Origin of the sequence: Arthrobacter sp. ok909, from assembly GCF_900104405.1 — a bacterium.
GTDB lineage: Bacteria > Actinomycetota > Actinomycetes > Actinomycetales > Micrococcaceae > Arthrobacter > Arthrobacter humicola.
On record NZ_FNJS01000015.1, the window covers coordinates 45,916 to 70,989 of the forward strand.

20 protein-coding genes and 2 tRNA genes are annotated in these 25,074 nt (G+C 63.4%); 5 read left to right on the forward strand and 17 right to left on the reverse strand.

The window, feature by feature from the left end; all coding sequences use genetic code 11:
• Window positions 1–8: 8 nt before the first annotated feature.
• Window positions 9–632 carry a hypothetical protein gene (locus BLR03_RS24010; protein ID WP_139184550.1) on the reverse strand — a complete coding sequence of 208 codons (624 nt, stop codon included), beginning with the start codon at window positions 630–632 and terminating at the stop codon, window positions 9–11.
• Window positions 633–864: 232 nt separating this feature from the next.
• Between BLR03_RS24010 and BLR03_RS13315 the strand changes: the two genes are divergently transcribed.
• Window positions 865–1,365: a DUF3515 family protein gene (locus BLR03_RS13315; RefSeq protein ID WP_091253271.1), complete on the forward strand. Its 501-nt coding sequence runs from the start codon at window positions 865–867 to the stop codon at window positions 1,363–1,365.
• Between the two features lie 48 nt (window positions 1,366–1,413).
• Here BLR03_RS13315 and BLR03_RS13320 read toward each other — a convergent pair whose 3' ends face one another.
• Genes BLR03_RS13320 through murA form a run of 4 tightly spaced genes read right to left on the reverse strand, consistent with a single transcriptional unit; the run spans window position 1,414 to window position 5,753 of the window.
• Window positions 1,414–2,559: a D-alanine--D-alanine ligase family protein gene (locus BLR03_RS13320; RefSeq protein ID WP_091253273.1), complete on the reverse strand. Its 1,146-nt coding sequence runs from the start codon at window positions 2,557–2,559 to the stop codon at window positions 1,414–1,416.
• A 2-nt stretch (window positions 2,560–2,561) separates the two neighbouring features.
• Window positions 2,562–3,674 carry an NAD(P)H-dependent glycerol-3-phosphate dehydrogenase gene (locus tag BLR03_RS13325; protein WP_254788475.1) on the reverse strand — a complete coding sequence of 371 codons (1,113 nt, stop codon included), beginning with the start codon at window positions 3,672–3,674 and terminating at the stop codon, window positions 2,562–2,564.
• On the reverse strand, window positions 3,671–4,417 hold the full coding sequence (locus BLR03_RS13330; protein ID WP_091253275.1) for a lysophospholipid acyltransferase family protein: 747 nt from the start codon (window positions 4,415–4,417) through the stop codon (window positions 3,671–3,673). The genes BLR03_RS13325 and BLR03_RS13330 overlap by 4 nt, the downstream gene beginning before the upstream one ends.
• A 10-nt stretch (window positions 4,418–4,427) precedes the next feature.
• Window positions 4,428–5,753 carry a UDP-N-acetylglucosamine 1-carboxyvinyltransferase gene (gene murA / locus BLR03_RS13335; RefSeq protein WP_091253277.1) on the reverse strand — a complete coding sequence of 442 codons (1,326 nt, stop codon included), beginning with the start codon at window positions 5,751–5,753 and terminating at the stop codon, window positions 4,428–4,430.
• Between the two features lie 174 nt (window positions 5,754–5,927).
• Between murA and BLR03_RS13340 the strand changes: the two genes are divergently transcribed.
• Window positions 5,928–8,675: a galactose oxidase family protein gene (locus tag BLR03_RS13340; protein WP_217639788.1), complete on the forward strand. Its 2,748-nt coding sequence runs from the start codon at window positions 5,928–5,930 to the stop codon at window positions 8,673–8,675.
• Window positions 8,676–8,982: 307 nt separating this feature from the next.
• Here BLR03_RS13340 and leuD read toward each other — a convergent pair whose 3' ends face one another.
• Complete coding sequence (gene leuD, locus BLR03_RS13350) at window positions 8,983–9,585, reverse strand: 3-isopropylmalate dehydratase small subunit (protein WP_091253281.1); 603 nt, start codon at window positions 9,583–9,585, stop codon at window positions 8,983–8,985.
• A 92-nt stretch (window positions 9,586–9,677) separates the two neighbouring features.
• Window positions 9,678–11,132: a 3-isopropylmalate dehydratase large subunit gene (gene leuC, locus BLR03_RS13355; protein ID WP_091253283.1), complete on the reverse strand. Its 1,455-nt coding sequence runs from the start codon at window positions 11,130–11,132 to the stop codon at window positions 9,678–9,680.
• Between the two features lie 130 nt (window positions 11,133–11,262).
• Here leuC and BLR03_RS13360 point away from each other — a divergent pair, with 130 nt between their 5' ends.
• Window positions 11,263–11,982 (forward strand): IclR family transcriptional regulator, encoded by a 720-nt coding sequence (locus BLR03_RS13360; RefSeq protein ID WP_026266447.1) that lies wholly within the window; start codon window positions 11,263–11,265, stop codon window positions 11,980–11,982.
• 13 nt (window positions 11,983–11,995) lie between these two features.
• On the forward strand, window positions 11,996–12,532 hold the full coding sequence (locus BLR03_RS13365) for a DUF1697 domain-containing protein (protein WP_091253384.1): 537 nt from the start codon (window positions 11,996–11,998) through the stop codon (window positions 12,530–12,532).
• A gap of 18 nt (window positions 12,533–12,550) precedes the next feature.
• On the opposite strand, the gene BLR03_RS13370 is transcribed toward BLR03_RS13365, so the two are convergent.
• The 4 genes from BLR03_RS13370 to BLR03_RS13385 form a co-directional block, all read right to left on the reverse strand.
• The gene (locus BLR03_RS13370; protein WP_368086970.1) at window positions 12,551–14,917 is read right to left on the reverse strand and encodes an outer membrane protein assembly factor BamB family protein; all 2,367 of its coding nucleotides are present in this window, start codon (window positions 14,915–14,917) and stop codon (window positions 12,551–12,553) included.
• Window positions 14,918–15,166: 249 nt separating this feature from the next.
• Window positions 15,167–16,210 carry a UDP-glucose 4-epimerase GalE gene (gene galE, locus BLR03_RS13375; protein ID WP_091253287.1) on the reverse strand — a complete coding sequence of 348 codons (1,044 nt, stop codon included), beginning with the start codon at window positions 16,208–16,210 and terminating at the stop codon, window positions 15,167–15,169.
• A gap of 165 nt (window positions 16,211–16,375) precedes the next feature.
• Window positions 16,376–16,448, reverse strand: a tRNA-Glu gene (locus BLR03_RS13380).
• Window positions 16,449–16,577: 129 nt separating this feature from the next.
• Window positions 16,578–16,649 (reverse strand) — tRNA-Gln (locus tag BLR03_RS13385).
• 347 nt (window positions 16,650–16,996) lie between these two features.
• On the opposite strand from BLR03_RS13385, the gene BLR03_RS13390 reads away from it, so the two are divergent.
• Complete coding sequence (locus BLR03_RS13390; RefSeq protein WP_091253289.1) at window positions 16,997–18,394, forward strand: hypothetical protein; 1,398 nt, start codon at window positions 16,997–16,999, stop codon at window positions 18,392–18,394.
• Between the two features lie 485 nt (window positions 18,395–18,879).
• On the opposite strand, the gene BLR03_RS13400 is transcribed toward BLR03_RS13390, so the two are convergent.
• The 6 genes from BLR03_RS13400 to BLR03_RS24015 form a co-directional block, all read right to left on the reverse strand.
• Window positions 18,880–19,383, reverse strand: coding sequence for a hypothetical protein (locus BLR03_RS13400; protein WP_139184552.1), 504 nt, complete (start codon window positions 19,381–19,383; stop codon window positions 18,880–18,882).
• A gap of 85 nt (window positions 19,384–19,468) precedes the next feature.
• The gene (locus BLR03_RS13405; protein WP_091253295.1) at window positions 19,469–20,188 is read right to left on the reverse strand and encodes an HAD family hydrolase; all 720 of its coding nucleotides are present in this window, start codon (window positions 20,186–20,188) and stop codon (window positions 19,469–19,471) included.
• A 17-nt stretch (window positions 20,189–20,205) separates the two neighbouring features.
• Window positions 20,206–21,561, reverse strand: a complete 1,356-nt coding sequence (locus tag BLR03_RS13410) for a UDP-glucose dehydrogenase family protein (protein ID WP_091253296.1) — start codon at window positions 21,559–21,561, stop codon at window positions 20,206–20,208.
• A gap of 104 nt (window positions 21,562–21,665) precedes the next feature.
• A complete protein-coding gene (locus tag BLR03_RS13415; RefSeq protein WP_091253298.1) occupies window positions 21,666–22,358 on the reverse strand; it encodes a hypothetical protein in 693 nt (230 codons plus the stop codon).
• On the reverse strand, window positions 22,355–24,496 hold the full coding sequence (locus tag BLR03_RS13420; protein WP_091253299.1) for a glycosyltransferase: 2,142 nt from the start codon (window positions 24,494–24,496) through the stop codon (window positions 22,355–22,357). The genes BLR03_RS13415 and BLR03_RS13420 overlap by 4 nt, the downstream gene beginning before the upstream one ends.
• The gene (locus BLR03_RS24015) at window positions 24,493–24,936 is read right to left on the reverse strand and encodes a hypothetical protein (protein WP_139184553.1); all 444 of its coding nucleotides are present in this window, start codon (window positions 24,934–24,936) and stop codon (window positions 24,493–24,495) included. Before BLR03_RS24015 ends, BLR03_RS13420 begins: the two co-directional genes overlap by 4 nt.
• Window positions 24,937–25,074 lie beyond the last annotated feature (138 nt).

Consider the following 25,074-nt stretch of genomic DNA (forward strand, 5'->3'; position numbering starts at 1 on the left):
GTCGATATCTACTTGGCGGTTCGTTGAAGAGTGCTGGCGCTCTTGCGGCCCATGAACCGCAAATAGGCAAAGCCCAGGCCCAGCAGGACCAGCACCGTGATGGCCTGTACGGCCAAGGGGCTGCCGGTAGCCACGGCCACTGCCGCCTGGACCTCGGACTTCACCTTGACCGGGTGCCGGGTGGGCGTGGCGATAACGGCGGTGGCCGTCGACGGCGCCGATGTCGGGGTGGGTGAGGGTGTTGGCGTCTCCGTCGGGGCGTCCTCAACGGCGGGAGACGGAGCAACGGGGGCCATGGCGGACGGCGTTTCCACCATGGGCGCAGGCGTTTCGAGGGGTATAGCCGGCGGCTCTACGGGTACGACGGGCGGGACTACCGGCGCCGGGGCGGTGTCCACCGGCGGCGGTGTAGCAACGGGCAGGGACGGGTTGTCCACCGGCGGCGGCACGATCACTGGTTCGGTCGGCGTAGTCGCCGGATCCGTCGCCGGCGCTGTCGGCCCCGGGTCAGCGGGCGCCGGAGAAGGCGAAATCGCCGAAGCCAAGGGGCTAGGGAGCACCAGATCATCAGCGTTGGCGGGCGCCGCCGTGCCCATGACCGAAGCGGCGAGGATCAAAGCTCCCAGCCCCATGCCTATAGATTTCATTCGGCTGCACGACGTCATCGACAGTCCCTCCCCCAGAGTGCGAGATTGAATCAGGTGTGCGTTATGCGGCCAACACTAACGTCATTGTCGGCAGAGCCCCAGAGGTGCACGAGGTCCCAGTCTACTCGAAGGTAAGAGTCAGGCTGTTCAAAGAGATGCTACCCGCAGACCCTAAAGTGTGGCCATAGCGGCACGCGGGCCGGGTTAAGCTGGATGAATGCTCCCGTTCAGCCGCCTTGTTTCCGCGCGTCTTCCCCTTATTGTGGCGGCTGCCGCGGCCGGGCTGGCGTTGACGTCCTGCTCGCCGGTCGTCGACGTCACGCCCGCGAAGGACGCCGCGAACGCGGCCTGCGCACCGATGATGCTGGCCCTTCCCGACGCCCTTGGCGACGCCAAGCTGCGCAAGACCAATGCCCAGGCGACGGCGGCTTGGGGAGACCCGTCCCTGGTGATCCTGCGCTGCGGTGTCAACGTTCCGGGTCCCACGACGGACCGCTGCGTGAGCGTCAACGGCGTCGATTGGGTCATCAAAGAAGGCAACCCGGTGTGGACGCTGACGACGTTCGGCCGCGAACCGGCCACGGAGATCCTCATGGATCCGGACAAGATCAGCTCGGCTACCGTGCTGGCGGATCTCTCCCCCGCGGCGCTGAAGATTAAGGCCACCCGGAACTGCGTCGGCCAAGAGGACCTGCAGAACCTGCCGACCAGCAAGTAAGAAGCCCGGCGCCGTGACGCCGGGCCCGGTGCTAGTGCCCCGCGGGGCCTAACGCAGCCCCGTCTTGCGGTGCAGCGCGAGGTAGATCAGCTCGTCAATCAGTTCCGCATAGCCCAGGCCAGTGGCCTTCCACATCTGCGGGTACATGCTCTTGGGCGTGAACCCGGGCATCGTGTTGATCTCATTGATGATGAGCTCGCCCTCAGGCGTGTAGAAGAAGTCGACCCGGCTCAGTCCCTCGGCGCCGACGGCGTCGAAGGCGACGGCGGCCAGTTCCCGGACGCGGGCGATTGCCTCGTCGGGGAGGTCGGCCGGACAACTGAGCGCGGCGGCGTCGTCCACGTATTTGGCGTTGAAGTCATAGAACTCGTGTCCGCCGCCTGCCACGGAGATCTCGCCCGGCATGGACGTGCGGGGAGCATCGGTCCCCCGGCCTTCCAGCACGGCGCATTCAATCTCACGGCCCGTGATGCCGGCCTCGATCACCAGTTTGGGATCGTGCTCGCGGGCCGCCTCGATCGCGGCGTCCAAGCCCTCGAGGGAGTCCACCTTGGAGATGCCCATGGAGGAACCCGCCCGGGCCGGCTTGACGAACACGGGGAAGCCGAGCTGGTCCACGCGTTTGCGGACGGTCTCGGGATCCGTGAGCCACTGCCGGTCGGTCACGGCGATGTAGGGCCCTACGTGCAGCCCGGCCGACTCAAAGACCACCTTCATGAAGTGCTTGTCCATGCCGACGGCCGACGCCAGCACGCCGGCGCCCACGTAGCGGGTGTCGGAGAGTTCCAGGAGGCCCTGGATGGTCCCGTCTTCGCCGAACGGCCCGTGCAGGAGCGGGAAAACGACGTCGACGGCGCCGAGTTCCTGCGGAACCGCGTTCGGGGAGGCGACGATCAACTGATGCTCTCCGCCAATCTCGGCCAGCGCCACGGTCTGCGTCGACGGCGCCACTTCAGGCAGCGACGTCGCCGAGAGCGACCATTCGTTGGTGTCCCCGGAGGCCAAAACCCACTGGCCGGTCTTGGCGATCCCGATGGGGATGACGTCGTACTTGTCCTTGTCGATCGCGCCGAGGACGCCGGCGGCTGTCACGCAACTGACGGCGTGCTCGCTCGAGCGCCCGCCGAAGAGCACCGCGACGCGGGGTTTGGACTGGCCTGTGCGGGCTTCTGTGGTCATGTTGTTCTCTGACACTCTCAGTAATCGCCTTCGGGTTTCAGGTCCCGGGACAGCAACAGCGGACCCAGTTCGTCTACGGACAGTTTTCCGGCCAGGACGGCAACGACGGCTGCCGTGATCGGCATGTCGACGCCGAGCTTTCCGGCGAGTTCGTGGACCGCCTGGCTGGACTTGATGCCTTCCGCGGTCTGCTTCATCTCGGCAGTGACCTGATCGAGCGTCAGCCCCTTGCCGAGCAGCCGGCCGGCGGTGTGGTTTCGGGACAGCGGGGAGGAGCAGGTGGCCACGAGATCGCCCAGGCCGGCGAGGCCGGCCATGGTCCGGGCCTCGCCGCCCAGGGCAAGCGTCAGCCGGGAGGTCTCCGCCAGACCGCGGGTGATCACCGAGGCTTTGGTGTTGTCCCCCATCTTCTTGCCTTCGCAGATTCCGACGGCCAGGGCGATGACGTTCTTGACGATCCCACCGATTTCGACGCCGACCACATCGGTGGTGGTGTACGGGCGGAAGTAGGGGGCGGTGCAGCTGCGCGCGATCCAGCCTGCCGTGATCGGATCCGTGCAGGCCACAACGGACGCAGTCGGCTCGTCCCGGGCGATCTCCATGGCCAGGTTGGGCCCGGAAACCACGGCCACGCGGTTGGCGGGCAGGTCCAGCTCCGCGCAGATGACCTCGCTCATGCGGGCATCGGTGTGCAGCTCGAGCCCCTTCATGAGGGATACGACCACGGCGCCCGGCGTCAGGTGCTTCTTCCAGGCCTGCAGCTGCGGGCGCAGGGTCTGCGCCGGAACGGCCAGGATCACCAGTTCCGCGCCGGCCAGGACCTCGGCGACGTCCGTGGAGGCCGTGATGCTGGACGGCAGGGCGACACCGTTCAGATACTGCTCATTGCGGTGCAGGGCATTGATCTGGTCCACGACTTCGGGACGCCTGCCCCAAAGGCGGATGCTGCGCTCGACCCCGGAGGCCGTGGCTGCGTCGGCGACCACTTTGGCGAAGGTGGTCCCCCAGGAACCTGCCCCCAGGACGGCCACGGTGGTGGCGGAATCCGTTTCGCGGAAGGCCGGCGCCGGAAGCTCCGCCGTTACGGATTCCGCCGTCACTGACTCCGCCGTCACTGATTCCGGGGTCATGTGGTGACGTCCGGGTCAATGCGGCCGTGGCTGGGCTGGTTGTGCGCTGCAGGGTCCCAGCGCTCTGCTGGCGGCTCTTCGCCGCGCAGTCCGGCCAGGAGCCCGGTGATGGCGTTCATGATGACGTTCGTGGCGGCGGTGAGCGTCGCCCGGTCCAGCGGGCGGCCTTCGAAGGCGCTCAGGTCCACAGGATCCCCGACTACCAGGCGGGAAGTCTTGCGCGGGAAGAGGTACAAGCGCTTGGCGTAGCGCGGCAGGACCTCTTGGGCACCCCAATGGGCCATGGGCACCACGGGGATGCCGCTCTCCAGCGCCATGCGCGCAGCGCCGGTGTGGCCCTTCATCGGCCACAGGTCAGGGTCACGGGTCAGGGTCCCTTCCGGGTAGATGATGATCGCCCCGCCCTCGTCCACGATCTCCTTGGCGAGTTGCAGCGAGCGGTTCGCTCCCGCCGTCGTGCGTTCCACCGGGATCTGCTTGGTGGACCGCAGGATCGCCCCCAGAACCGGAACCTTGAAGAGGCTGGCTTTGGCGAGGAAGTGCGGCATCCGCTTCTGGTTGTAGAGCATGTGCCCCACTACCAGGGGGTCGATCTCGGTGCAGTGGTTGGGGGCGGCGATGAAGCCCCCGGCGGGCAGCTTTTCCAGGCCTTCCCACTTCTTGCGCATCAGCAGATTCATCACGGGCCGGATGATCCCGGCGACTGTCACAAACGTGGCGTGGCTCTTGGCCGTTTCCTTCACCGGGCCCCCGCTACTTGGCCGACGTGATGTCGAAATCGGCGCCAAGGCCCGCGAGCTTCTCGGTGAAGCGCTCGTAGCCGCGGTTGATGATGTCAATGCCTGTGACACGGGAGGTGCCGGTGGCGGCCAGGGCGGCGATCAAGTGGCTGAACCCGCCGCGGAGGTCCGGCACGTCAATGTCGGTGCCCTTGAGCTGCGCCGGCCCGGAGATCACGGCCGAGTGCAGGAAGTTGCGCTGGCCGAAGCGGCACGGCACGCTGCCGAGGCACTCCCGGTGCACCTGGATGTTGGCGCCCATGCGGATGAGGGCCTCGGTGAAGCCGAAACGGTTCTCATACACGGTCTCGTGCACGATCGAGACGCCCTCGGCCTGGGTCAGGGCGACGATGAGGGGCTGCTGCCAGTCGGTCATGAAGCCCGGGTGAACGTCCGTTTCGAGGACCAGCGGGTTGAGCTTGCCGCCGCGGTGGTAGAAGCGGATGCCGTCGTCGCCGATGTCCATGCCGCCGCCGACCTTGCGGTAGGTGTTCAGGAACGTCATCATGTCGCGCTGCGTGGCGCCTTCAACAAAGATGTCGCCGCGGGTGACCAGGGCAGCGGAAGCCCAGGAGGCCGATTCATTGCGGTCGGAGAGGGCGCGGTGGTTGTAGCCGCCGAGGTCCTGGACGCCTTCGATCCGGATGGTCCGGTCAGTCTGGACGCTGATGATTGCGCCCATCTTCTGAAGCACCGCAATGAGGTCCACGATCTCCGGCTCGGTGGCCGCGCCGGAAAGTTCTGTAATGCCCTCGGCGCGCGTGGCGCTCAGCAGGACCTGCTCGGTGGCGCCGACGGACGGGTACGGAAGGGCAATTTTGGCACCCTTGAGGCCGTTCGGGGCTGAGATGTGGATGCCGCCGGGCCGCTTCTCCACTACGGCACCGAACTGGCGCAGGACGTTCAAGTGGTAGTCGATCGGACGGTCGCCGATCTTGCAGCCGCCCAGGTCCGGGATGAAGGCCTCGCCGATGGCATGGATCAGCGGCCCGCACAGCAGGATCGGGATGCGCGAATCGCCGGCGTGGGCGTCGATCGCCGTGCTGGAGGCGGTCTTGGCGCCCTTCGGGTCAAGCGTCAGATCACCGGTGACCGGGTCCTTATCAACCCTGACGCCATGGAGTTGGAGCAGGCTCGTGACAACCTCGACGTCCTTGATTTCCGGGACGTTGCGCAACACCGATGGTTCATTGCCCAGAAGGGCAGCCACCATGGCCTTGGGGACAAGATTCTTGGCCCCGCGAACGGTGACGCGGCCAGTTAGCGGGACGCCTCCGCGGATTGTCAGAACACTACTCATATACCGGTTTCCTCACGACTACTCGCCCCCAAATCCTTACAAAGGCTCCAGCTAAGCATAGGAGTATCCGTTACCGATCCGAAATACGGGGCGGTTTGCTGGGCCGAGTGTTGGCCTTGCCTGCATGGATGCGACGGCGCTTTCGGCCATGCTCCCGCCGCCCAAGGTTTTCCCATGCTGCCCTTCCTAGAGTCTGTCTTGCCAAGGCGGAAGGTGCCGCATGGGGGCCCAAAGGATCGTTGGATGACACACAGACAGCACCGCAGAAACGCTCGCCGTGGAACTCCATCTGTCGGTGGCGTCTTGGACTCCTTTAGAAATCCAACTCCTGAAATGTGGCGAGTCATGCCGGGAGGGGTGCGTGCCATGATTCGGCCGCGGCGACGGCACTCTATCCCGGGGGTGCTGCTCGCAGATATTCGCCGCCTGTTCTTGGTTCTGGTCGGATCCGTCCTGATGATGGCTTTGGCGGCGCTGGCTCTGCACGTGCCCGCAGGCAAGGCCAGCTCGCACGATCACAGCGTGGGGCTGACGGCGACACAGGCGGCTCCGGACAGCTCCCAGGACGCGACCGGAACGCACATTCACAACGCAGTGCTGCCAGCAGCCGCGATGCTGGCCGCTCCGGTTCCCCTGTCACGGACCGGATGGACCGCTACAGCCAGCGACGAGGAGACCTTGGGCGAGGACGGTAAAGCCAGCAATGTGCTCGACGGCAGTGCTGCCACGATCTGGCACAGCAGGTGGTCCCCGGCGCCGAGTGCACCGCTGCCGCATACCATCACGATCGACACCAAGGCGACGCAAAGCATCTCGGGACTCCGCTATCTACCGCGTTCTGACCTACCTAACGGGCGGGTCGGCAGCTTCGCGATCACGGTGAGCACCAACGGCAGCACGTGGAGCGCGCCGGTGGCTCGCGGAACCTGGCCCGACACCTACGCGGAGAAGTCAGTGACCTTCACTGCGGTGAGCGCCCGGTACGTCCGGCTGACAGCGGCCACGGAGGCCGGCAATCGGGGTCCATGGAGCAGCGCGGCGGAGATAAATCTCCTGGCCGGTCAATCCACGCCTCCAACGGGAGTGCTGCCACGGGCCGGTTGGACTGCCAGTGCCAGCGATGAAGAGGTCCTCGGCGAGAACGGTCGGGCCAGTAACGTACTCGATGGCAGCACAGCCACCATCTGGCACAGCAGATGGTCCCCGGCGCCGAGTGCACCGCTGCCGCATTCCATCACGATCGACACCAAGGCGGCGCAAAACATTTCGGGTCTGCGCTATCTCCCGCGTTCCGACCTCGCGAACGGGCGGGTCGGCAATTACTCGATCGGAGTCAGCTCTGACGGAATCACTTGGAGCACGGTCGCCAGCGGGACCTGGCCGGACACCGCCGCGGAGAAGACAGCGACCTTTAACTCGGTCAGCGCCCGGTTCGTCCGGCTGACCGCTACCACGGAGGCCGGCAACCGGGGTCCATGGAGCAGCGCGGCAGAGATAAATCTGCTCGGCCCTTCAGTGGGCTCGTGGGGTCCGACGATCAGCTTCCCGATCGTCCCGGTGGCGGCGGCGCTATTGCCTGGCAACCGGCTACTCACCTGGTCCGCCTATTCACCCACGGCTTACGGCGGCAGCAAGGGATATACCCAGACGTCAATCCTGGACCTCACCACCGGAACCGTAAGTCAGGACCAACAGGTGGCCAATACCGGCCACGACATGTTTTGCCCCGGGATCTCGATGCTAGCGGACGGAAAGATCCTGATCAGCGGCGGCAGCAATAGCTCGAAAACCACCATTTACGACCCGGTGACTAACGCCTGGACTCCGGGTCCTGACATGAATATCGGCCGGGGATACCAGAGTAATGTGACCACATCGACCGGTGAGGTCTTTACCATCGGTGGGTCGTGGTCGGGTGGCACTGGCAACAAGAACGGCGAAGTGTGGTCGGCCTCAGGGGGTTGGCGAACACTTCCGAATGTGCTGGTGAACAACATCCTGACCAACGATCCCCGAGGCAGCTTCCGTGCTGACAATCATGCCTGGTTGTTTGCCGCCCCGGGTGGCCGGGTGTTCCAGGCGGGGCCGAGCCGCCAGATGAACTGGATCTCCACCACCGGCGCTGGAAGTATCACCTCTGCCGGGCTGCGCTCGGATAGCCCGGACGCGATGAACGGCGACGCTGTGATGTACGACGTGGGAAAGATTCTGACCGTAGGCGGGGCAACCGCCTACGAGAACGCCCCAGCCACGGCGGCAGCCTACACCATCGACATCAATAACCGGGTCACCGCAACCCGGACCGCAGACATGGCGGTCAGCCGGTCGTTCGCGAACGGTGTCGCGCTACCCGACGGCCAGGTTCTCGTGGTCGGCGGTCAGCCTACCCCGGTTGCGTTCACCGACACGGACGCCAGAATGACTCCCGAAATTTGGAATCCGGCGACGGGGCGATGGACGACGCTGGCCCCGATGGCCAACCCCCGGACATATCACAGCGTCGCCCTACTACTCCCGGATGCCCGGGTTTTCGTCGGCGGCGGGGGACTGTGCGGCAACTGCACGACCAATCACATGGACGGCGAAATCTTCACGCCGCCCTACCTGCTGAACGCCGACGGCAGTGCCCGCACCCGGCCGAAAATTGTGGCGGCACCCACAGCCGCCACGGCCGGCAGCACGATTGCCGTCACCACCGGAGCGCCGACCACCAAGTTTTCCCTGATGCGGATGAGCACGGTAACCCACACCGTAAACACCGATCAGCGGCGTATCCCGCTGACAGCAACCGCCGTGTCAGGCAACACCGCGTCACTGAAGCTGCCAGCGGATCGCGGAGTGCTGGTGCCAGGCACCTACATGCTCTTCGCTATGGATAGCTATGGGGTTCCGAGCGTCGCCGCTACGATCAGGATCAGTTGATGACGCCGGCACGGCAGCATCACGCCACGTGGGAACGGATTGGCCGGAATTCCGGCACCGACGCCAGCTCCCGCGCCGGGCTAAAGCCCACCAGAGCGGCATGCATCTTCCAGTTGCAGTGGCAAAGGACCGGTGACTCGTGGCGCTGGAGTCAGGCCAGCAGTGCTACAAACTTGGGACCGCGGAAAAGGCGAGTGCCGCTGTCGAGTCTTACGACTCGACAGCGTCACATCATCGCCATACACTTCATGGCCCTCCGCATCAGCGCCAGGCGCTTTCCGAAGTCCGGAGCCTCAGCGCTGGATCCCTAGGACAACTTGGCGGGCAGCGTCTTGGGCTTGAAGGAGGGCCGGGTGGCTTCGTACGCGGTGATGTCTTCTTCGTGCTGGAGGGTCAGCCCGATGTCGTCCAGGCCTTCCAGGAGGCGCCAGCGCGTGTAGTCGTCAATCTCGAACGGCGCCACAATGTTGCCGCACTGCACGGTCTTGGAGACCAGGTCCACCGTGACCTCGGTGCCGGGGGCGCTCTCAAGCTCCTTCCAGATGAGCTCGATGTCGTCCTGGGCCAACTCGGCGGCGAGCAGGCCCTGCTTGCCCGAGTTGCCGCGGAAGATGTCGGCGAAGCGGGAGGACAGCACGGTCTTGAAGCCGTAGTCCTTGAGCGCCCAGACGGCGTGTTCACGGGACGAGCCGGTGCCGAAGTCGGGGCCGGCCACCAGGACGGATCCTGCATTGAACGGCGCCTGGTTCAGGATGAACGACGGGTCCTTGCGCCAAGCGGCGAAGAGCGCATCCTCGAAGCCGGTGCGGGTGATGCGCTTGAGGTACACGGCGGGGATGATCTGGTCCGTATCGACGTTGCTCTGGCGCAGCGGGACACCGATTCCGGTGTGGGTGGTGAACTTTTCCATGGCGGATCCTTCTTCGGCTGTGTGGATCGAGGCTGGGTGGATCTGGGCTTCAGACCCGGGTTTCAGGCCTGCGCTTCAGATCCGGGGAGGGGCTAGGCAACGCCGCTTCGGAGCGCCGCGGATTCCGGAGCGGGCTCCAGATCCGAGGGCGCGCTCAGGGTGCCGCGCACCGCCGTCGCCGCCGCCACGACAGGCGAGACGAGGTGGGTGCGGCCGCCCTTGCCCTGGCGTCCTTCGAAGTTGCGGTTGGAGGTGGAGGCGCAGCGCTCCCCCACTTCCAGCTGGTCCGGATTCATGCCCAGGCACATCGAGCAGCCCGCGAACCGCCATTCCGCCCCGAAGTCCTTGAAGACCTTGTCCAGGCCCTCGGCCTCGGCCTCCAGGCGCACCCGGGCCGAGCCCGGAACCACGAGCATCCGGATGTTGGGGTCCTTGGTGCGGCCCCGGATGATGTCCGCGGCGGCACGGAGGTCTTCCATGCGCGAGTTGGTGCAGGATCCCAGGAACACCGTATCCACCCGGATGTCCTTCATCGGCGTGCCGGCCTCGAGCCCCATGTACTGCAGGGCGCGTTCGGCGGCGGCCTTGGCGTTTTCATCGCCGAAGTCATTCGGCGACGGCACCTTCGCGGACAGGGAGACGCCCTGGCCCGGGTTGGTCCCCCACGTCACGAACGGTTCCAGGGTGTCGGCGTCGAGGTCCACCTCGACGTCGAACAACGCGCCGTCGTCGGTGCTCAGCGTGTTCCAGTATTCGACGGCGGCATCCCACTCTGCGCCCTGGGGCGCGTGCGGACGGCCGTACATGTAGTCGTACGTGGTCTGGTCCGGAGCCACCAGCCCGGCACGGGCACCGGCCTCGATCGACATGTTGCAGATGGTCATCCGGGCTTCCATGGACAGGGCCCGGATGGCGGAGCCGCGGTACTCGAGCACGTAGCCCTGGCCTCCGCCGGTGCCGATCTTCGCGATGACGGCCAGGATGATGTCCTTGGCGCTCACCCCCGGACGCAACGTGCCCTCGACATTGATGGCCATCGTCTTGAACGGCTTCAGTGACAGCGTCTGGGTGGCCATGACGTGCTCCACCTCGGAGGTGCCGATGCCCATGGCGAGCGCCCCGAAGGCACCGTGTGTTGACGTGTGCGAGTCGCCGCAAACCACGGTCATGCCCGGCTGCGTCAGGCCCAGCTGCGGACCCACCACGTGCACGATGCCCTGCTCGGCGTCGCCGAGGGAGTGTAGGCGGACGCCGAACTCCTGGCAGTTGTTGCGCAGGGTCTGGATCTGGGTCCGGCTGGTGAGGTCGGCAATTGGCTTGTCGATGTCCAGCGTGGGAGTGTTGTGGTCCTCGGTGGCGATGGTGAGGTCCGGGCGGCGCAACTTGCGGCCGGCGAGCCGCAGGCCCTCAAATGCCTGCGGCGACGTAACCTCGTGCACCAGATGGAGGTCGATGAAAAGGAGGTCCGGCTGGGCGTTGGCTCCTTCGCCGTCCCCCTTGCGCACCACGTGCGCGTCCCAGACTTTCTCGGCCAGTGTCTTTGCCACGGCCTTCTCCCTTCACTGCGGTGATTAATGTGCGTTCCTGCGGGCTGTTGCTTCCACTGAACCAGCACAGCCAAGTAATACGCCAGCGCATTGACTTGCATCTCAGATAATGAGACGTCAATATCATTACATGGACAATTCTAGTGGAGTCGGTGTCATCGATAAAGCGGCCCATGTGCTTGACGCACTTGAGGCCGGCCCCACCACCCTGGCGCAGCTGGTTGCTGCCACCGGGCTGGCACGGCCTACCGTGCACCGGCTGGCCCTCGCCCTGGTGCACCACCGGCTCGTGAGCCGCGATATCCAGGGCCGGTTTGTCCTGGGCAGCCGCTTGGTGGAACTGGCTTCCGCCGCCGGCGAAGACCGCCTCATCGCCTCCGCCGGGCCCGTGCTCATGCAGCTGCGCGACGCCACCGGCGAGAGCGCCCAGATCTTCCGCCGCCAGGGCGACTGGCGCGTCTGCGTGGCCTCCGCCGAGCGGCCCATCGGTTTGCGCGACACCATCCCCGTCGGCACCCAGTTGTCCATGAAGGCCGGCTCCGCCGCCCAGGTGCTGCTGGCGTGGGAAGATCACGACCGCCTCCTGGAAGGTCTCCAGTCCGCCCGCTTCACCCCCACCGTTCTGGCCGGAGTACGACGCCGGGGCTGGGGGCAGAGCCTCGGCGAACGCGAGCCCGGGGTCGCCTCCGTTTCGGCCCCGGTCCGCGGGCCGTCCGGCCGCGTGATTGCCGCCGTCTCCATTTCGGGTCCAATCGAGCGCCTGACCCGCCAGCCGGGACGGCTGCACGCCGAAGTGGTCTGCAACGCCGGCCGGGTCCTCACGGAAGCGCTCCGCAAGACCAACGACTAAGTATGCTGTGCCCATGAAAAGCTATGCGGTGTTCCTGCGGGGCATCAATGTGGGCGGCATCAACATCAAGATGGCCGATCTCAAGGGCGCGCTGAAGTCCCGTCCCTTTGCCGGCGTGAAGACCTTGCTGGCCAGCGGCAACGTGGTGCTGGCCAGCGAGTTGGACCCTGCCGGCGTCAAACAGGAATTTGAGGCGTGCCTGAGGGAAACCTTCGGCTATGACGCCTGGGTGGTGGTGCTGACGGCGGCCCGGGTGGCGGCACTCGTCGAGTCCTGCCCCTACCCGGCCGACGACGCGTCCACCCACACCTACCTGACCCTCGCATCCGATGCCGACGTGCTCGCGGAACTCTTCGAATCCGGCCGCGGCCTGGACGGGACCGAGCTCACGCAACTGGGTCCGGAAGCGCTGGCCTGGCTCGCCCCCACTGGCGGAACCCTGGACAGCCCTTTCAGCAAGCTCTCCTCGAAGGCCAGGTACAAGGCCGCCACCACCACCCGGAACCTTCGCACCATGGTCAAAGTCCGCGACGCCGCGGCCGGGCTGTAGCCCGCCAGCCCACCGCCCCTACCGCTGGGCCCTCCAAAAAGCTGCAGCCCGCTGTCGAAGTCGCCAGCCGCCAGCGGCCAGCCTTTCAGGAACGGCGAAGCCGCCTCCACGCAGGCCTCGGTACAATTGCAGCGTTCCGTCGTCGTGACTTGTCACAACGTCAAAAATGCCGTCGCCGTCCCAGTCCACCACCTGGCACGACCGGACCGAGGGACCGAACCCAGGGTCGGCGCGGACGGGCTCCGCATACTTGCCGCCCCCGAGTGACCGCGAAACGTATAGCCAGCCGTCAGTCCGGACACTGACCAGATCGGCCGACGAGCGTATGGTTGACTTCTGGGCTGCATCAATTTCGACGATATTGGTGCCATCCTCCACGACATAGAGCCTGCCCTCACCGGTGGTCGCCATGTCCGTGTAATGGCCACGAAGAATTTCCTTCCGTGTCCGCGCGTCCATGTCGAGGACGGTTGCCGTCCCTCCGCTTATGTGGACGATGGAATCAGATTGGGGAAGATACGTGATCTCACTCGTCTTGTAGCCGGGGACCGCACTCCGGTCCAGGAGTTTGTAAGTGAAGACCACGTCTCCGCTCGCCTTGTTGAGCCTGATGACGCCGTTGTTGGTGCTCACGTACAGGATGCCGCGAACGATGAGCGGGCTGTTAATCTCGACTTCCCCGGGCAAGGGCTTCTTCCAAACGAGCCGATTCTGCCGGACATTCCAAGCAAAAACGTGTGCTGGCTTGGTGTCGTCCACTGAACCGTAGCCACCCTTGATGCCGGTGGTTCCATAGACGACGTCGCCTTCCCCGGCAAGGCCGAGGACCGATTGGCCCGGAATGGGACCGCTGATCACAGTGATGTCTGAATTGTTCGAGGGGTTGATTACTGCCAGGGCACCGGTGTTATACCCGTACTCAGCCACGGTGCCCGCTACCACTTTGCCACCGGCTTGGGCCCAGGCAAAAGGACGGGACTGCAAATGCACGTCGCGAAGCACAATGAGTTCGGTGACACTCGCGGTTCGCGGATTGAATCTAAATAGGCGGCCTTGTGTGTACGACCCCACGTAGATAGTGGATTCGTCGTATGGATACATCCCCTCAATCTGGGCAATTCCGGTGTCGTCACGTGAACGCCATGTTTCCCCCGATACCAGGTCCACTGATCCGATTCCGTCGCCCAGGTAACCACCCAGATACATCGTCGTCCCGGACGCGGACGCCGCCAACGCCTGCACCTTCAGCGGCGTGTCGGCCAAGTCAACGTTGACGGACTGGACAACCTTATTCCCGCCAATTGATACCCGGACATATTCATGGTGATTCCCCACTCCGCACAGGACGTCTACCAGGGTGTCTCCGTCCGAAGACTCGACATGCAAGGCATGCGGGGCGCCGGGAACGGCGCACACGGCCTCTTCCGCCAGGGTTCTGGAGTCGATCCGGATCAATTCAAAGATGGCCCCCGTGTTCCGGATGACATATATGTCTCCTCCAGAAGGTAGCGCCGCCGAGGCACGCATTACGGGCGACCAAGTCCACGGCGGCCGCTTCCATGTTGCGCTTTCGAGGTCATACACCCTGAATAGTTCTTTGTTTCCGTCGCCTTCGTAGTAGACGAAGAGAACGCCCGAATGGGCAGCGATGGAATATACAAAGCCCTTCGCGGCAGCGTCTGGAAGCGAGATCTCCCGCAACGCCGAGGGGCTGTCCGTCTGCCACGTCACGATTCGAGGATTCAGAACGCCGGTCCCCGCATAGACGTTGTCCTTGTTGTCGATGGCCAGGCATCGAACATACTGTGCCCCCGCATGCACACGTGGCGTATTGACAGTCTGGCGCGTGGACGGGTCGAACCGGGTTGCACTCCCCATCGGGTAATTTCCGCTCCAGATCCTGCCCTTCGAGTCGACGGCCGGAGCAAAGGCTACAGTTCGTGTACCCGGAGCGCCGCTGTAGCAGTCGGTTACAAGCCCCGACAGACTCACACTCTTAGCCATTGCCGAAGGCCCAAAAGCAACCAGGGCCTCTGCAGAAGGCTCGTAGACAACCCTGCCAGCGCCTCCTCCGCCGCCAGGGAAGGGAGTTGACGAGAGCTCAAGCTTTCCCGTGGCTGCATCGACGACTTGTACCTGGCCCTCCAGTCCTCGGCAGGCCGCTGCGAGTTTCAGGGTGCCGGCTTTGTTCCGGAAGAAGACTCCATTGGGCCTGGGGCTGCTCCGGAACACGTTTGAATACCGGCGCAGGACAGCAGCGGGCTCACTTGCGACGACGGACAGTGGAACCTCAGTGCCATCGATCGGGTCCAAGGAGTTGGCCGGACCGTTCTCCGCGGCGGCATTGCTGCAAGCCGATATTGCCACGCCGGCCCCGAAGGCCACGGCCAAGGATAGGAATGTGCGGCGCCCGACTACGCCTTCTGGATGCATCACGGATGGCCTGTCCTCGACAAGGATCTACCAGTCGATTGGAGAAGATGATAGCACTGCCGGCTTGGGAATCGGCTCGCTCGCTAGGTCCTCGGCCACCGCAGTGACGGAAGCCGTGAGCCGTTTCCGCTCCGCCACGCCGACCTCCTACGATGGCAAGCAGGGAGGCGTCCATGCCAGTCCTCGGCCTGCTCGGCGGAACTACTTACCATGTAGCGACGGCACCGCAACGTCGTTAGAGTAACCGAATGGATTATTCCGCTGCCAACGCCAGTGATCCTCACACATCTGGGCCAAAGTCCGGTGGGCGGACCAACCTAGGTCTGCCAGAGCCGCGGCCGGGTCTGCATAGCTGACGGCGGCATCGCCAGGGCGCCGGTCAGCGAATTCGTGCTTGACCTTATGGCCTACGGCTTCGCTGAATGCTTGTATGACCTCCAGTACCGAAGATCCCCGGCCAGTACCGAGGTTCCAGCGAAACACGCCACTCCGGTTGTTCAGAAAGCCCACGGCGGCGATGTGACCGGCGGCGAGATCCATGACGTGAATGTAGTCTCGGATGCCGGTGCCATCCGGAGTTGGGTAGTCACCGCCAAACACCGTTACCTTTTCCCGGCGACCGACAGCCACCTGCGCGACAAAAGGCAAAAGATTGTTCGGCGTTCCCTGCGGGTCTTCGCCGATGCGACCGGATTCGTGGGCGCCCGCCGGATTGAAGTACCGGAGCAACGCTACACGCCAGCGCGGGTCGGCCGCACCCAGATCCGAGAGGATGTCTTCGATCTGTTCCTTCGTGCGTCCATAGGGGTTGCTGGCGTCCAGCGGCTCGTGTTCATTCAACGGGACTCGATCAGAGGCGCCGTAGACAGTTGCCGAAGAGCTGAACACGAGGGTCCGGACCTCGGCCCTTTCCATTGCGTGGAGGAGGTTCAGCGTTCCTACGACATTGTTCTGATAGTAGGCGAGAGGCTTTTCCACTGACTCACCGACAGCCTTCAGCCCGGCGAAATGGATGACAGAGTCAAATCGAAACTCTGCGAACACGGCGTCCAACGCCACTGCGTCGAGCAGGTCAACCCGTCGAAACTCGACATGCCGCCCTGAGATCTCCTCGACCCGTCGAACTGACTCCGCATTGGAATTGCACAAATTGTCCAAAACGACCACGTCATGCCCATCGTCCAGCAAAGACAGCGTGGTGTGCGACCCAATGTAACCGGCTCCGCCAGTAACTAAAACCTTCATTCGGCTTAGTCTAGGGGTTCGAAACCGGAGGGAGACAACTCAACACTAGGCCAGCACGGCTCGGGAAGAGATTACCCACGTTCGGCCAGCGCCACCTGGCAACGGCAGGCCGGATCCAGGACAAGAAAAACGGCCCCGGGCTGATGCCCGGGACCGTTCCTGTTGTGACCCCAGCGGGATTCGAACCCGCGTTACCGCCGTGAGAGGGCAGCGTACTAGGCCGCTATACGATGGGGCCGCGTACTTCCTGAACGGCATTTCTACCGTTCAAGCCAAATGATTCTTTCATACACTTGGCTGCTGTTTCAAATCGATCCAATCGATTCAAAACTTCCGAATATCCGCGGAAATCCGAGAATTTTCAGAGCTGGGATACCAGGACTCGAACCTAGAATGACGGTACCAGAAACCGTAGTGTTGCCAATTACACCATATCCCAATGGCACTTCCGGACCGGATGCCTGGGCCTAAACCCTCGCTCCCGGCGCCTCAGCACGAGTAATTACTTTACCCGAGAGTTTTCACTTGCACAAATCGGGGATCCGGCGCCGGGGCGGACGGCTCCCTCCGCCCTGACCGGGACGGCCGGAGCCGGAAAACCCGGGCACACCCTTGCCAATCCGGCGGAAACAAGTTTACGCTCGGTAAGTTACCAACGAGTAACCACCCTTCCCCCACCCTGCTGCGGGCAGCTTTGCGACTATTTTCCAGTGTTAGCTGCATCACAGCTTCCGGGGTGGCCGGTAGCAGAGCCGCTGCCGGCGAGACCGTCGAGAGGATTCATCTGTGCCACAGAGTCGTGCCGCCGCCAGTGAGACACGCATCCGGACCCGCGGGCAGCAAATTGCCATCGCCATCCTGGCGCTGCTGCTCATTGCCCTGTTGGGGTTCTATACTCTTGTCACCGGACGCATCACGGCCGGGTCGGCCAAGCTCAACGACGGCGCCGGCCAGGCCTCGGCCGGCGCCGATCAGTTGAAGGACGGGGCCGGGAAACTCGCCAACGGCGCCAGCCTGGCCGATACCGGGGCCGGCAAACTTTCCGCGGGAGCGGACAAGATCTACTCGGGCATCAGCAGCCAGCTCGTCCCGGGCGCGGACAAGCTCCAGGCCGGTGCCGGGGAACTGGCCCAGGGCGCCGTCAAGATCGAGACGGACGTCAACGCCAAGCTCGCCCCCGGCGTCTACAAGGTCGATGACGGTGCGCAGAAGCTCGCGGCGGGGGCCGTGCAGCTGTCCGCCGCCCTGACCCCGACGCCGGCAGGCAACGCCGGGAGCAACCTCGCCGACGGTGCCACTCAGCTCGACGGGGGCGCCGCCCAGCTTGCCCGAGGCACCGCCGCACTGGCCTCAGGCACTGATCAGCTCAAGGGCTACCGCGGCGCCAACGGCAATCCGGAAGTCGGAACCGGGACGGCTGCCCTGGCTCAGGCGCTGGAACTGCTGCAGGCGGCGGCCAACGACCCCGTCCAAGGCCTTGTTCCGCTGTCCGTAGTGAAGGACAAGATTGCCAAGATCACTGCGGGCGCACACAAACTGGATGCCGGTGCCACTCAGCTGCAGGCCGGTGCGCAGCGGCTGCAGGACGGCGCGGGCCAACTCCATGCGGGAACGGGAAAGCTCACGGCCGGTTTCGCCACGCTGGCCGGCAAGCTGAACAGCCAGGACCCCGCCGACCCGGGCGTGGTGCTGGGCACCCGGCTCCTGGCCGATGGCACTTCCAAGATCCGGGTCGGGATGGACGGGGTCCCTGGCGATCCCGAGCATCCGGGCCTGCTCAAGGCTGCCGCCCGGATGACCGACGGCAGCTCCCGGCTGGCCGACGGAACCGTGGCCCTGAACGCCGGCATCAAGGGAACCCCGGGCGATCCGGCCAACCCCGGGCTGCTCAACGGCTCCCAGGCGCTGGCGGACGGGGCCTCGGAGCTCTCTGCTGGTAACACGAAGCTGGCGGACGGCTCCTTGCGGCTGGCCACCGGCGCGGACAAACTGGCGGACGGTAATGCCCGGATCGCCGACGGCACCGGCACACTCTATTCCGGTGCCGCGGCGGTGTCTCCCACGACTATGCTCCGCCAGTCCGACGCCGCGACCGCGCTGGGGCTCGTCGGGGTGCTGGGCCTTGGTTCCGTGGGGGCCTTCCTAGTGCTGCGGAGGAAGAGCCGGTTGGGCGAGGCTGCCTAGACAGAGTCAGCCAACGTAGACCTAGGGGTTCCCGGCTCCCGGAGTGCTGGGGGCAGTGGGCTTGCTCTGACCCTGTCCCTGGCCCGGGCTGCGGCGAGCCTGGCCGCTAGCACCGTTCGGCCGCCCGTTCTGCAGCCGTTGAGTCATCTGGTGCTGGGCATCCGATTTTCCCCACGAGTAACCAATGAAGCCCCCTCCTCCGCCGGCAAGGAGCACGGCGATCCCCGCCGCTACCAGCACCTTTGGCATGTTCCACCATTTCTTCTTCGCCGGAAACCCAGGAGAAGAGCCCGCTGGAGGACCCGCCTGCGGCACGGCCATAGTGGGCGGCGCCTGCAGCGTCTGGAGGGTCTGGGGGGCGATGTAGGCCGGGCCCGGGGCGCCGACTTCGGTGGTGTGTTGTTCCACGTGGTATCTCCTCAACAATAAAAGTTTCAGCCCCAAGTAAACGACACAAGGCTGAGCGAATACTGGGGGTCGGCCTATCAGTCCGCTGCCGGGGGCAGGCGCAACAGATCACTGGCATTGAGGAGCTTGAGCGCGAGGGCCCCGGCGAGGACGGCGAAAGGAAGTTCCACGAAGACAGCTTCAAGGACGGCAGTGGTCAGGGCTGCCCCCGGGGCGGCGGTGGTGACATCGAAGAAGGCGTCGATGCATAGACTCGTGCTGAACGCCGCAGTGGTCAGTACCGCGTAGTGGCTGCGACGGAGCAGGAACAGCAGGGTCAGCAGAGCGCTAAGGCCCTCGAGAGCATCCAATCCGAGCCACGCGACGTTCCAGTTGCGCGCCACTGTCTTGGAAGGCATGACGCCGCCGAGGTAAACGATCCAGACTACGTAGAAGAGGACCGCCCCGACCCCGCAAGCTATGGCCGCGCGACGCCACCCCATTCCCCAGACGTGCTTGAGGATCTTGCTGCGGACAGCCAGCGCCACGAGCACGGCGATGAGCACCAGTCCAATCCGGAGGACGACAAAGTGCGGTCCCACGGACAAGTCCTCCCAAACGGAGAGCTTCGTCGGGAGCATCAAGATCGGAGTCCCCGGGACAGCGCCACCGTCCCGAAGCAGGAAGCTATGCACCGCCCGCCAGCAGGTCCAGCAGGGAACTAACCTGGCGTCCGAGGAAGCCCGGGGCCGGCTCCCCACCGCGGTTCAGCCAGACGCCGAGGAGGCCGGCCGCCGTCGAACCTTCTGCGTCGAGTAGCCGGTTGTCGCCGATGTACAGCGTTTCGCCGGGGCCGGTGCCGATGCGGCGGACACCCTCGAGATATATGGCGGGGTCCGGCTTCGCGACGCCGACGGTATCGGTGCCCACCAGGACGGCAATCCGTGTCAGCCCGGCCGCGTCCAGCTTAACGCGCTGGTAGTCGTGGACGTTGTTGCTGACGGCCCCGTAGGGAATGCCCGCGGCGTCCAAGGCATCCAGAAGCGGGCCGACGTCGTCAAACGCCCGGACGTAGCCGTGCTGGCGGCTCGCGTAGGACGTCACCCAGTGGTGGGCCTGCTCGCCGTCATCCAGTTCGACGCCGAAGTGCTCCAGCGCCGCCCGGCCGCGGAGGAGCCGCTGCTCGTTGAAGGTCAGCTCGCCGGCCAGGTAGCGGTCGTAGAAGTGGGTTGTCTCGTGGGTGAAAATCCGCCCGAACCTGTCCCACCCGGCTTGGTCCAGGCCGGGCAGGAGGTGCTCGCTGACGTCACGAAGGGCCGTTGTCATGGCGAATTCGAGGTCTACCAGGGTGTCATCTATGTCGAACAGGACACCCCGGATGCCCCTGTAGGCTTGTCGAAATGCCATTCCATGTGCCCCCACCGTTAGTTGACGGCCAGCAAATCCGTTGCCGGAATGTCTGAAGCTCTTAGTCCGAGGGCCCTGAATGTCCAGCCGGCGCTCTCCCATTCATCCTTGCTGAGGATATTTCGTCCATCAACAATCTGTTTGCTATTGACCAGGGGCTGGATGGCTTGCGGGCGCAGGTCGCAGAACTCTTGCCATTCCGTGAGCACCAAAACCACGTCCGCCCCCGACACAGCTTCCGAAAGCGTTGAGCAATAGTTCAATCTGGGGAACCGCTGCGCCGAGTTATCATTCGCTTTAGGATCATAGACGCTCACCTCAGCTCCTGCACTGAACAACCGTGCCGCGACGTCCAGGGCAGGCGAATCCCGGACGTCATCACTGTTCGGCTTGAAGGCCGTACCCAACACAGCAACGCGTTTGTCCTCGAGTCCGCCCAGAAGCTCCTCGGCCAGGTAGACTACGCGGTCCCGTCGCCGGAGATTGATCTCATCGATTTCAGAGAGGAACCGCATCGTCCGATCAAGGCCGAGCTCACTCACCCGCGCCTGTAGGGCTCGGATATCCTTCGGCAGGCAGCCACCCCCGAACCCAATGCCGGCGTTCAGAAACCGGCGTCCAATCCGGTTGTCGAGGCCAATGGCATCCGCCAACGTGCGGATGTCGCCTCCGACCGTCTCCGTCACTTCTGCGAATGCGTTGATGAAGGAAATCTTCGTGGCAAGAAACGCGTTGGCCGCGACCTTGACCAGTTCCGCAGTCTCAAAGTCGGTGGCTATGTAAGGGGTATCTCGAGAGAGCGCATCTGCATAGACTTCACGGAGCACGGCGTGGGCCCTGGGTGAATCGGCGCCTACTACGAGGCGATCCGGCCGCAATGTGTCTTGAACCGCAAAGCCCTCACGCAGGAACTCCGGATTCCAAGCAAGATCAATCTCGACCCCGTCCCGCTTAGTCTCGGCGATGACGGATTTGAGTCTGCGGGCAGAGCCCACCGGAACGGTGGATTTGCCAACGACCAGAGCGTCCCGGCTTATGGCTCCCGCTAGTGCCGAAACCGCGGCGTCGACGTAGGTCATGTCCGCTGCGTCTTCGCCGGCGCGTTGAGGTGTTCCCACCGCAATGAAGTGCACGTCACCGAAAGCTGCGGCTTCCTCAATCGATGTTGTGAAGCGCAACCTGCCGGAATCTATGTGCTTGAGCAGGAGCTCGGGCAGGCCAGGTTCGTGGAAAGGCAGTTCGCCGCGGCTCAGGGCGTCGATCTTCTTGGGGTCAACGTCTACGCCGAGAACTTCAAACCCAAGCTCCGCCATGGCTGCCGCATGCGTCGCACCCAGATATCCGGTGCCTATAACGGTAAGTCGCTTCCCCATGGTGAATCTCTTCCTTGTAGTGGACTCATGGTTTCCTGGGCGTGCGGATTTCTCCACGGGCCGCCCACTTTCAAACCAGACTCAGATTTTTGGATTTTTGTAAGCTAATCTTCTGGGCTGAGGCCGCGACGGCGACTCTCGGTAGGGCTACAGGTCCTGGCAACCTCCAAGCCGAGACGGGCGGTGCCCAGGAGATACACCAGGTCCTTCCACTCCCGGCTTTCCTGATCAAAGCCACCGGGGACCCTGATCGAATCGGCATCGAGATCCTCCGCAAACAAAACTGCAGCAGCCAGATAGGGCCGAATGCTAGAAACCTGGCCCTCTCGACCATCCGAATGCAGCCATGCGTTCGACGACACAGTCAACCCACGCAGGGTACGAAGAGAACCGGCAGTTTCATCGGATCGTTCAATACGGAGGTATGTGGTGTCATCACCGGTCGTCATGTCCGTCGCCGCTGCTTCACTGCCCGACCAGGAAAGGTCCAACGGCCGGGATCCGCTAGGCAATGCCTTCGGGTAATACTCGATCGGAGAAAAGGCGACAGGCACAGGACTCGCTATCGACCGCATGGCGGAATCCACCGCAGGCGAAAACTTATGCGGCAGGTGCACCAGACCGCCCATGGCGGAGTTGAATACCAGGAATGCGGCTACTGCCTCGCGGTCGGGGTGCCGATTCTTGGGCCCTGCATCAAACCAAAACGATCTAAACCGAGGTTCACCATCGTAGTCGTCGGCCGTAACGTCAAACCCGGTGTGTCCAACGTACTCACCGCTCCATTTGACTATCACAATGCCGCTCCTCGAGTTTGACGAGGACGGTTAATCGCCTCTAGAAGCGACTCCGGCACGATTGCGTCGCCCACCACTTCCATCTCTATCCAGTCACTTTCGATCTGCGCGATGAATGCTTCGACAGTACTAGCGAACCTCGAAAACACGACGGTCTCCTCTATGTCTCCGCAAGCGAATTTTCTTGTCCAGCCAAAGTGCGACGCTTTGCCGCGCGGCTCAATCTTCCTGATGAGACCGAACGTTTCCTGGTCTTCGGTGCCCTGGCACGCTACGAATTCGCCGAAAGCCTGACGGATAGCCGCTTCCATGGTGTCCAACGGATCGACGGGAACAAGGTTTTTCATCTCATCGCCCGAACCCATAAGTTCGCCTGTGACATCGAGCTCGACGCCTGAGCGCCGAAGCAGGGCTAGCTCCCTCATCGAAGCACCTACTATGACGCCTGAGTACCGAATTACGTTGTCATTCTCATCGCTTTCCACGACTACATGCGCGCAACGGTCGAGTAGAAGCTGCTTAGTGGGATCCGGCAGGCCTTCCAATGGCCCTCGAAACAAGGCGACTCTCCGCACGAGCGAATCCGGCAGGAAGGGCGCCAAAGTATCCAGGTCTTTCCCGAGCCGGACTGGAACATAGTCTTCACTTCCCCGTTCGGCACGCAACTTGTCCGCACCCCACTTTGTGGTGACATAGGAGAACAGTTGCCGAGTCTGCCGAGCAGAGGTTTTCTGGACTGTCTCATCGCCCACAGTGATCTGACCGTCGTGCACCCTGCGCATCATCATGATCTCGCCCGAGTGCGTCAATGCCACACCTGAGCGGACCATTCGCAGCGCCAGGTTGTTGTCCACACCACTGGATAGAGATTCGTCGTACCTTAGCCGTCTAATAATGTCGGTTTCGACAAGCCACGTACCATGTCCGGGTGCGCCTCCTGTGTCGAGGATGGTCCCGTCATTGAGAATTTTTGAGGCAAAGAGCTTCATCTCGCCGGTCGAATCGTCAAAATTCACGAATGAACCGAAAGACCCGTGTGTTCCAGCGACTATGTGCTCAAAGTGTTTCTCCAGGCGCCACGGAGTCATGAGGTCATCATCATCGTGAACGGCGGTGTAATATCCGTGTGCTTCGTCGGCAGCCCGGTTGCGCGCTGCCGCTATGCCGGAATTCTCTTGGAAGAAATACCTGATGCGATGATCGTCAAAACTCTCAACGATCTGCCGAGTATTATCTGTTGAGCCGTCGTCCACCACCACGATCTCAAAATCCTGCAGCGTTTGGCAAAGCACTGAATTGATACTCTCGGCCAAGAAGTTCGCTCGGTTAAACGTCGAAATAGCGACGGTTACCAGGGGTCTGGCGTCCCAGGGACGATGCAGCCAGAAAGGTGTATTCCGGACAAATGTCTTGTCGGTGTAGACAATTTCCTTATTGAAGGCGATGGCGTTCGAAGCAGCCACGGATTTTTCGTGCGTCTTCCGGGTGGGCGCATGCCACATGTGGTACATGCGCACTCGTTCATCATCTACCCACAGAAGTCGCTGACCCGCACGTTTCGCTCTGGTGGCGAAATCGATGTCTTCTCCTCCATACGTATGCATGCGCTCGTCCAAACCGCGGATGCGCATGAAGACTTCGCGGGGTACGGCCATCATGCCCCCCATGCCCCATCGTGGCCGGAGCCTGGCGACGCGTTCGAAGGTGTCCCACTGGTAACCCAGACGCTCTATGTCGCTATCCGCCCACTTTTCGGGCAGATCGCGGCACTGAAGCAGCAAACACAACGACGGGTCTTCCAGGATCCAGGTTCCGATGGTTTCCATTGATTGAGGACTGAAGACCATATCAGCATCAGTTGAAACAAGCACCGCACCGGAGGAAACGGCAAAACCTGCGTTCAGCGCTCGAGACCGAGACCAAGTCCCGTCCGTTGTCGTGTAGACATAGCGAGCACCCAAGGACTCCATCAGATCGCGCGTGTCCCCATATGCATCCGAGCCGTAGTCGGAAACAATCACTTCTCCGCGCAATGCACCAAAGGATGCCTGGATGGAACGGACAGCGAGCTCTAGCCGCGTGAGCCCCCAATTACGGAAACCGATCACGACAGATATGTCAATGGGATCTTTGGTCATCTGAACTTGTGTCCCCCACCTTTGAGAATTCGAGTTCGCATCAATGCGCCTTCGGATGTTGTGTAAGCAGATTCCACGAAGAAGGCGCTGCTAGCGAAAACGCCGGCAGCAACAGGTTCGCGCCCAGGCCATGTCAGTAGTTCGAAGGAGACCTCTGCGGGCTCATCCACAAACTCCAAGTTCACGGGCCCGCTGAATGCTTCACGCGGAGTTCCCGGACAGTATGCGAACATTTCACCGAGTGCGGCGGAATAATGCACACCCTTGCAAGTCTCGGTGACGCTGGCACCGTCCGCCTTCCAGGCCCTGACAATGATGGCGACAGACTTTTCCCCCACGCCCCGAAGGCTTTCCAGGGACAGACTGATTCGTCTAATACTCTCCCTAGCTGGCAGTGAGATCTTCGCCCTATTTTCTTCGATATCAAGAATCTGACTCATTACCCATACCTCTCCCCCGTAGCCTCAGGCATCCTACGCCAAACCAGCTAACAGCATATCCGAGACAGACATCGCCCAATGACACGGGCTGCGGCTCGGTAACACGGCGGACGAGTGGAGCTGAGGGGACTATCTCAA

What these genes read in the sequence shown, in the direction of transcription:
- BLR03_RS24010 (WP_139184550.1), bottom strand. Translation starts at nt 632, where the DNA reads ATGGGGCTGGGAGCTTTGATCCTCGCCGCTTCGGTCATGGGCACGGCG.
- BLR03_RS13315 (WP_091253271.1), top strand. Translation starts at nt 865, where the DNA reads ATGCTCCCGTTCAGCCGCCTTGTTTCCGCGCGTCTTCCCCTTATTGTG.
- BLR03_RS13325 (WP_254788475.1), bottom strand. Translation starts at nt 3,674, where the DNA reads ATGACCCCGGAATCAGTGACGGCGGAGTCAGTGACGGCGGAATCCGTA.
- murA (WP_091253277.1), bottom strand. Translation starts at nt 5,753, where the DNA reads ATGAGTAGTGTTCTGACAATCCGCGGAGGCGTCCCGCTAACTGGCCGC.
- BLR03_RS13340 (WP_217639788.1), top strand. Translation starts at nt 5,928, where the DNA reads ATGCTGCCCTTCCTAGAGTCTGTCTTGCCAAGGCGGAAGGTGCCGCAT.
- leuD (WP_091253281.1), bottom strand. Translation starts at nt 9,585, where the DNA reads ATGGAAAAGTTCACCACCCACACCGGAATCGGTGTCCCGCTGCGCCAG.
- BLR03_RS13360 (WP_026266447.1), top strand. Translation starts at nt 11,263, where the DNA reads ATGGACAATTCTAGTGGAGTCGGTGTCATCGATAAAGCGGCCCATGTG.
- BLR03_RS13365 (WP_091253384.1), top strand. Translation starts at nt 11,996, where the DNA reads ATGAAAAGCTATGCGGTGTTCCTGCGGGGCATCAATGTGGGCGGCATC.
- galE (WP_091253287.1), bottom strand. Translation starts at nt 16,210, where the DNA reads ATGAAGGTTTTAGTTACTGGCGGAGCCGGTTACATTGGGTCGCACACC.
- BLR03_RS13405 (WP_091253295.1), bottom strand. Translation starts at nt 20,188, where the DNA reads ATGGCATTTCGACAAGCCTACAGGGGCATCCGGGGTGTCCTGTTCGAC.
- BLR03_RS13410 (WP_091253296.1), bottom strand. Translation starts at nt 21,561, where the DNA reads ATGGGGAAGCGACTTACCGTTATAGGCACCGGATATCTGGGTGCGACG.
- BLR03_RS13420 (WP_091253299.1), bottom strand. Translation starts at nt 24,496, where the DNA reads ATGACCAAAGATCCCATTGACATATCTGTCGTGATCGGTTTCCGTAAT.
- BLR03_RS24015 (WP_139184553.1), bottom strand. Translation starts at nt 24,936, where the DNA reads ATGAGTCAGATTCTTGATATCGAAGAAAATAGGGCGAAGATCTCACTG.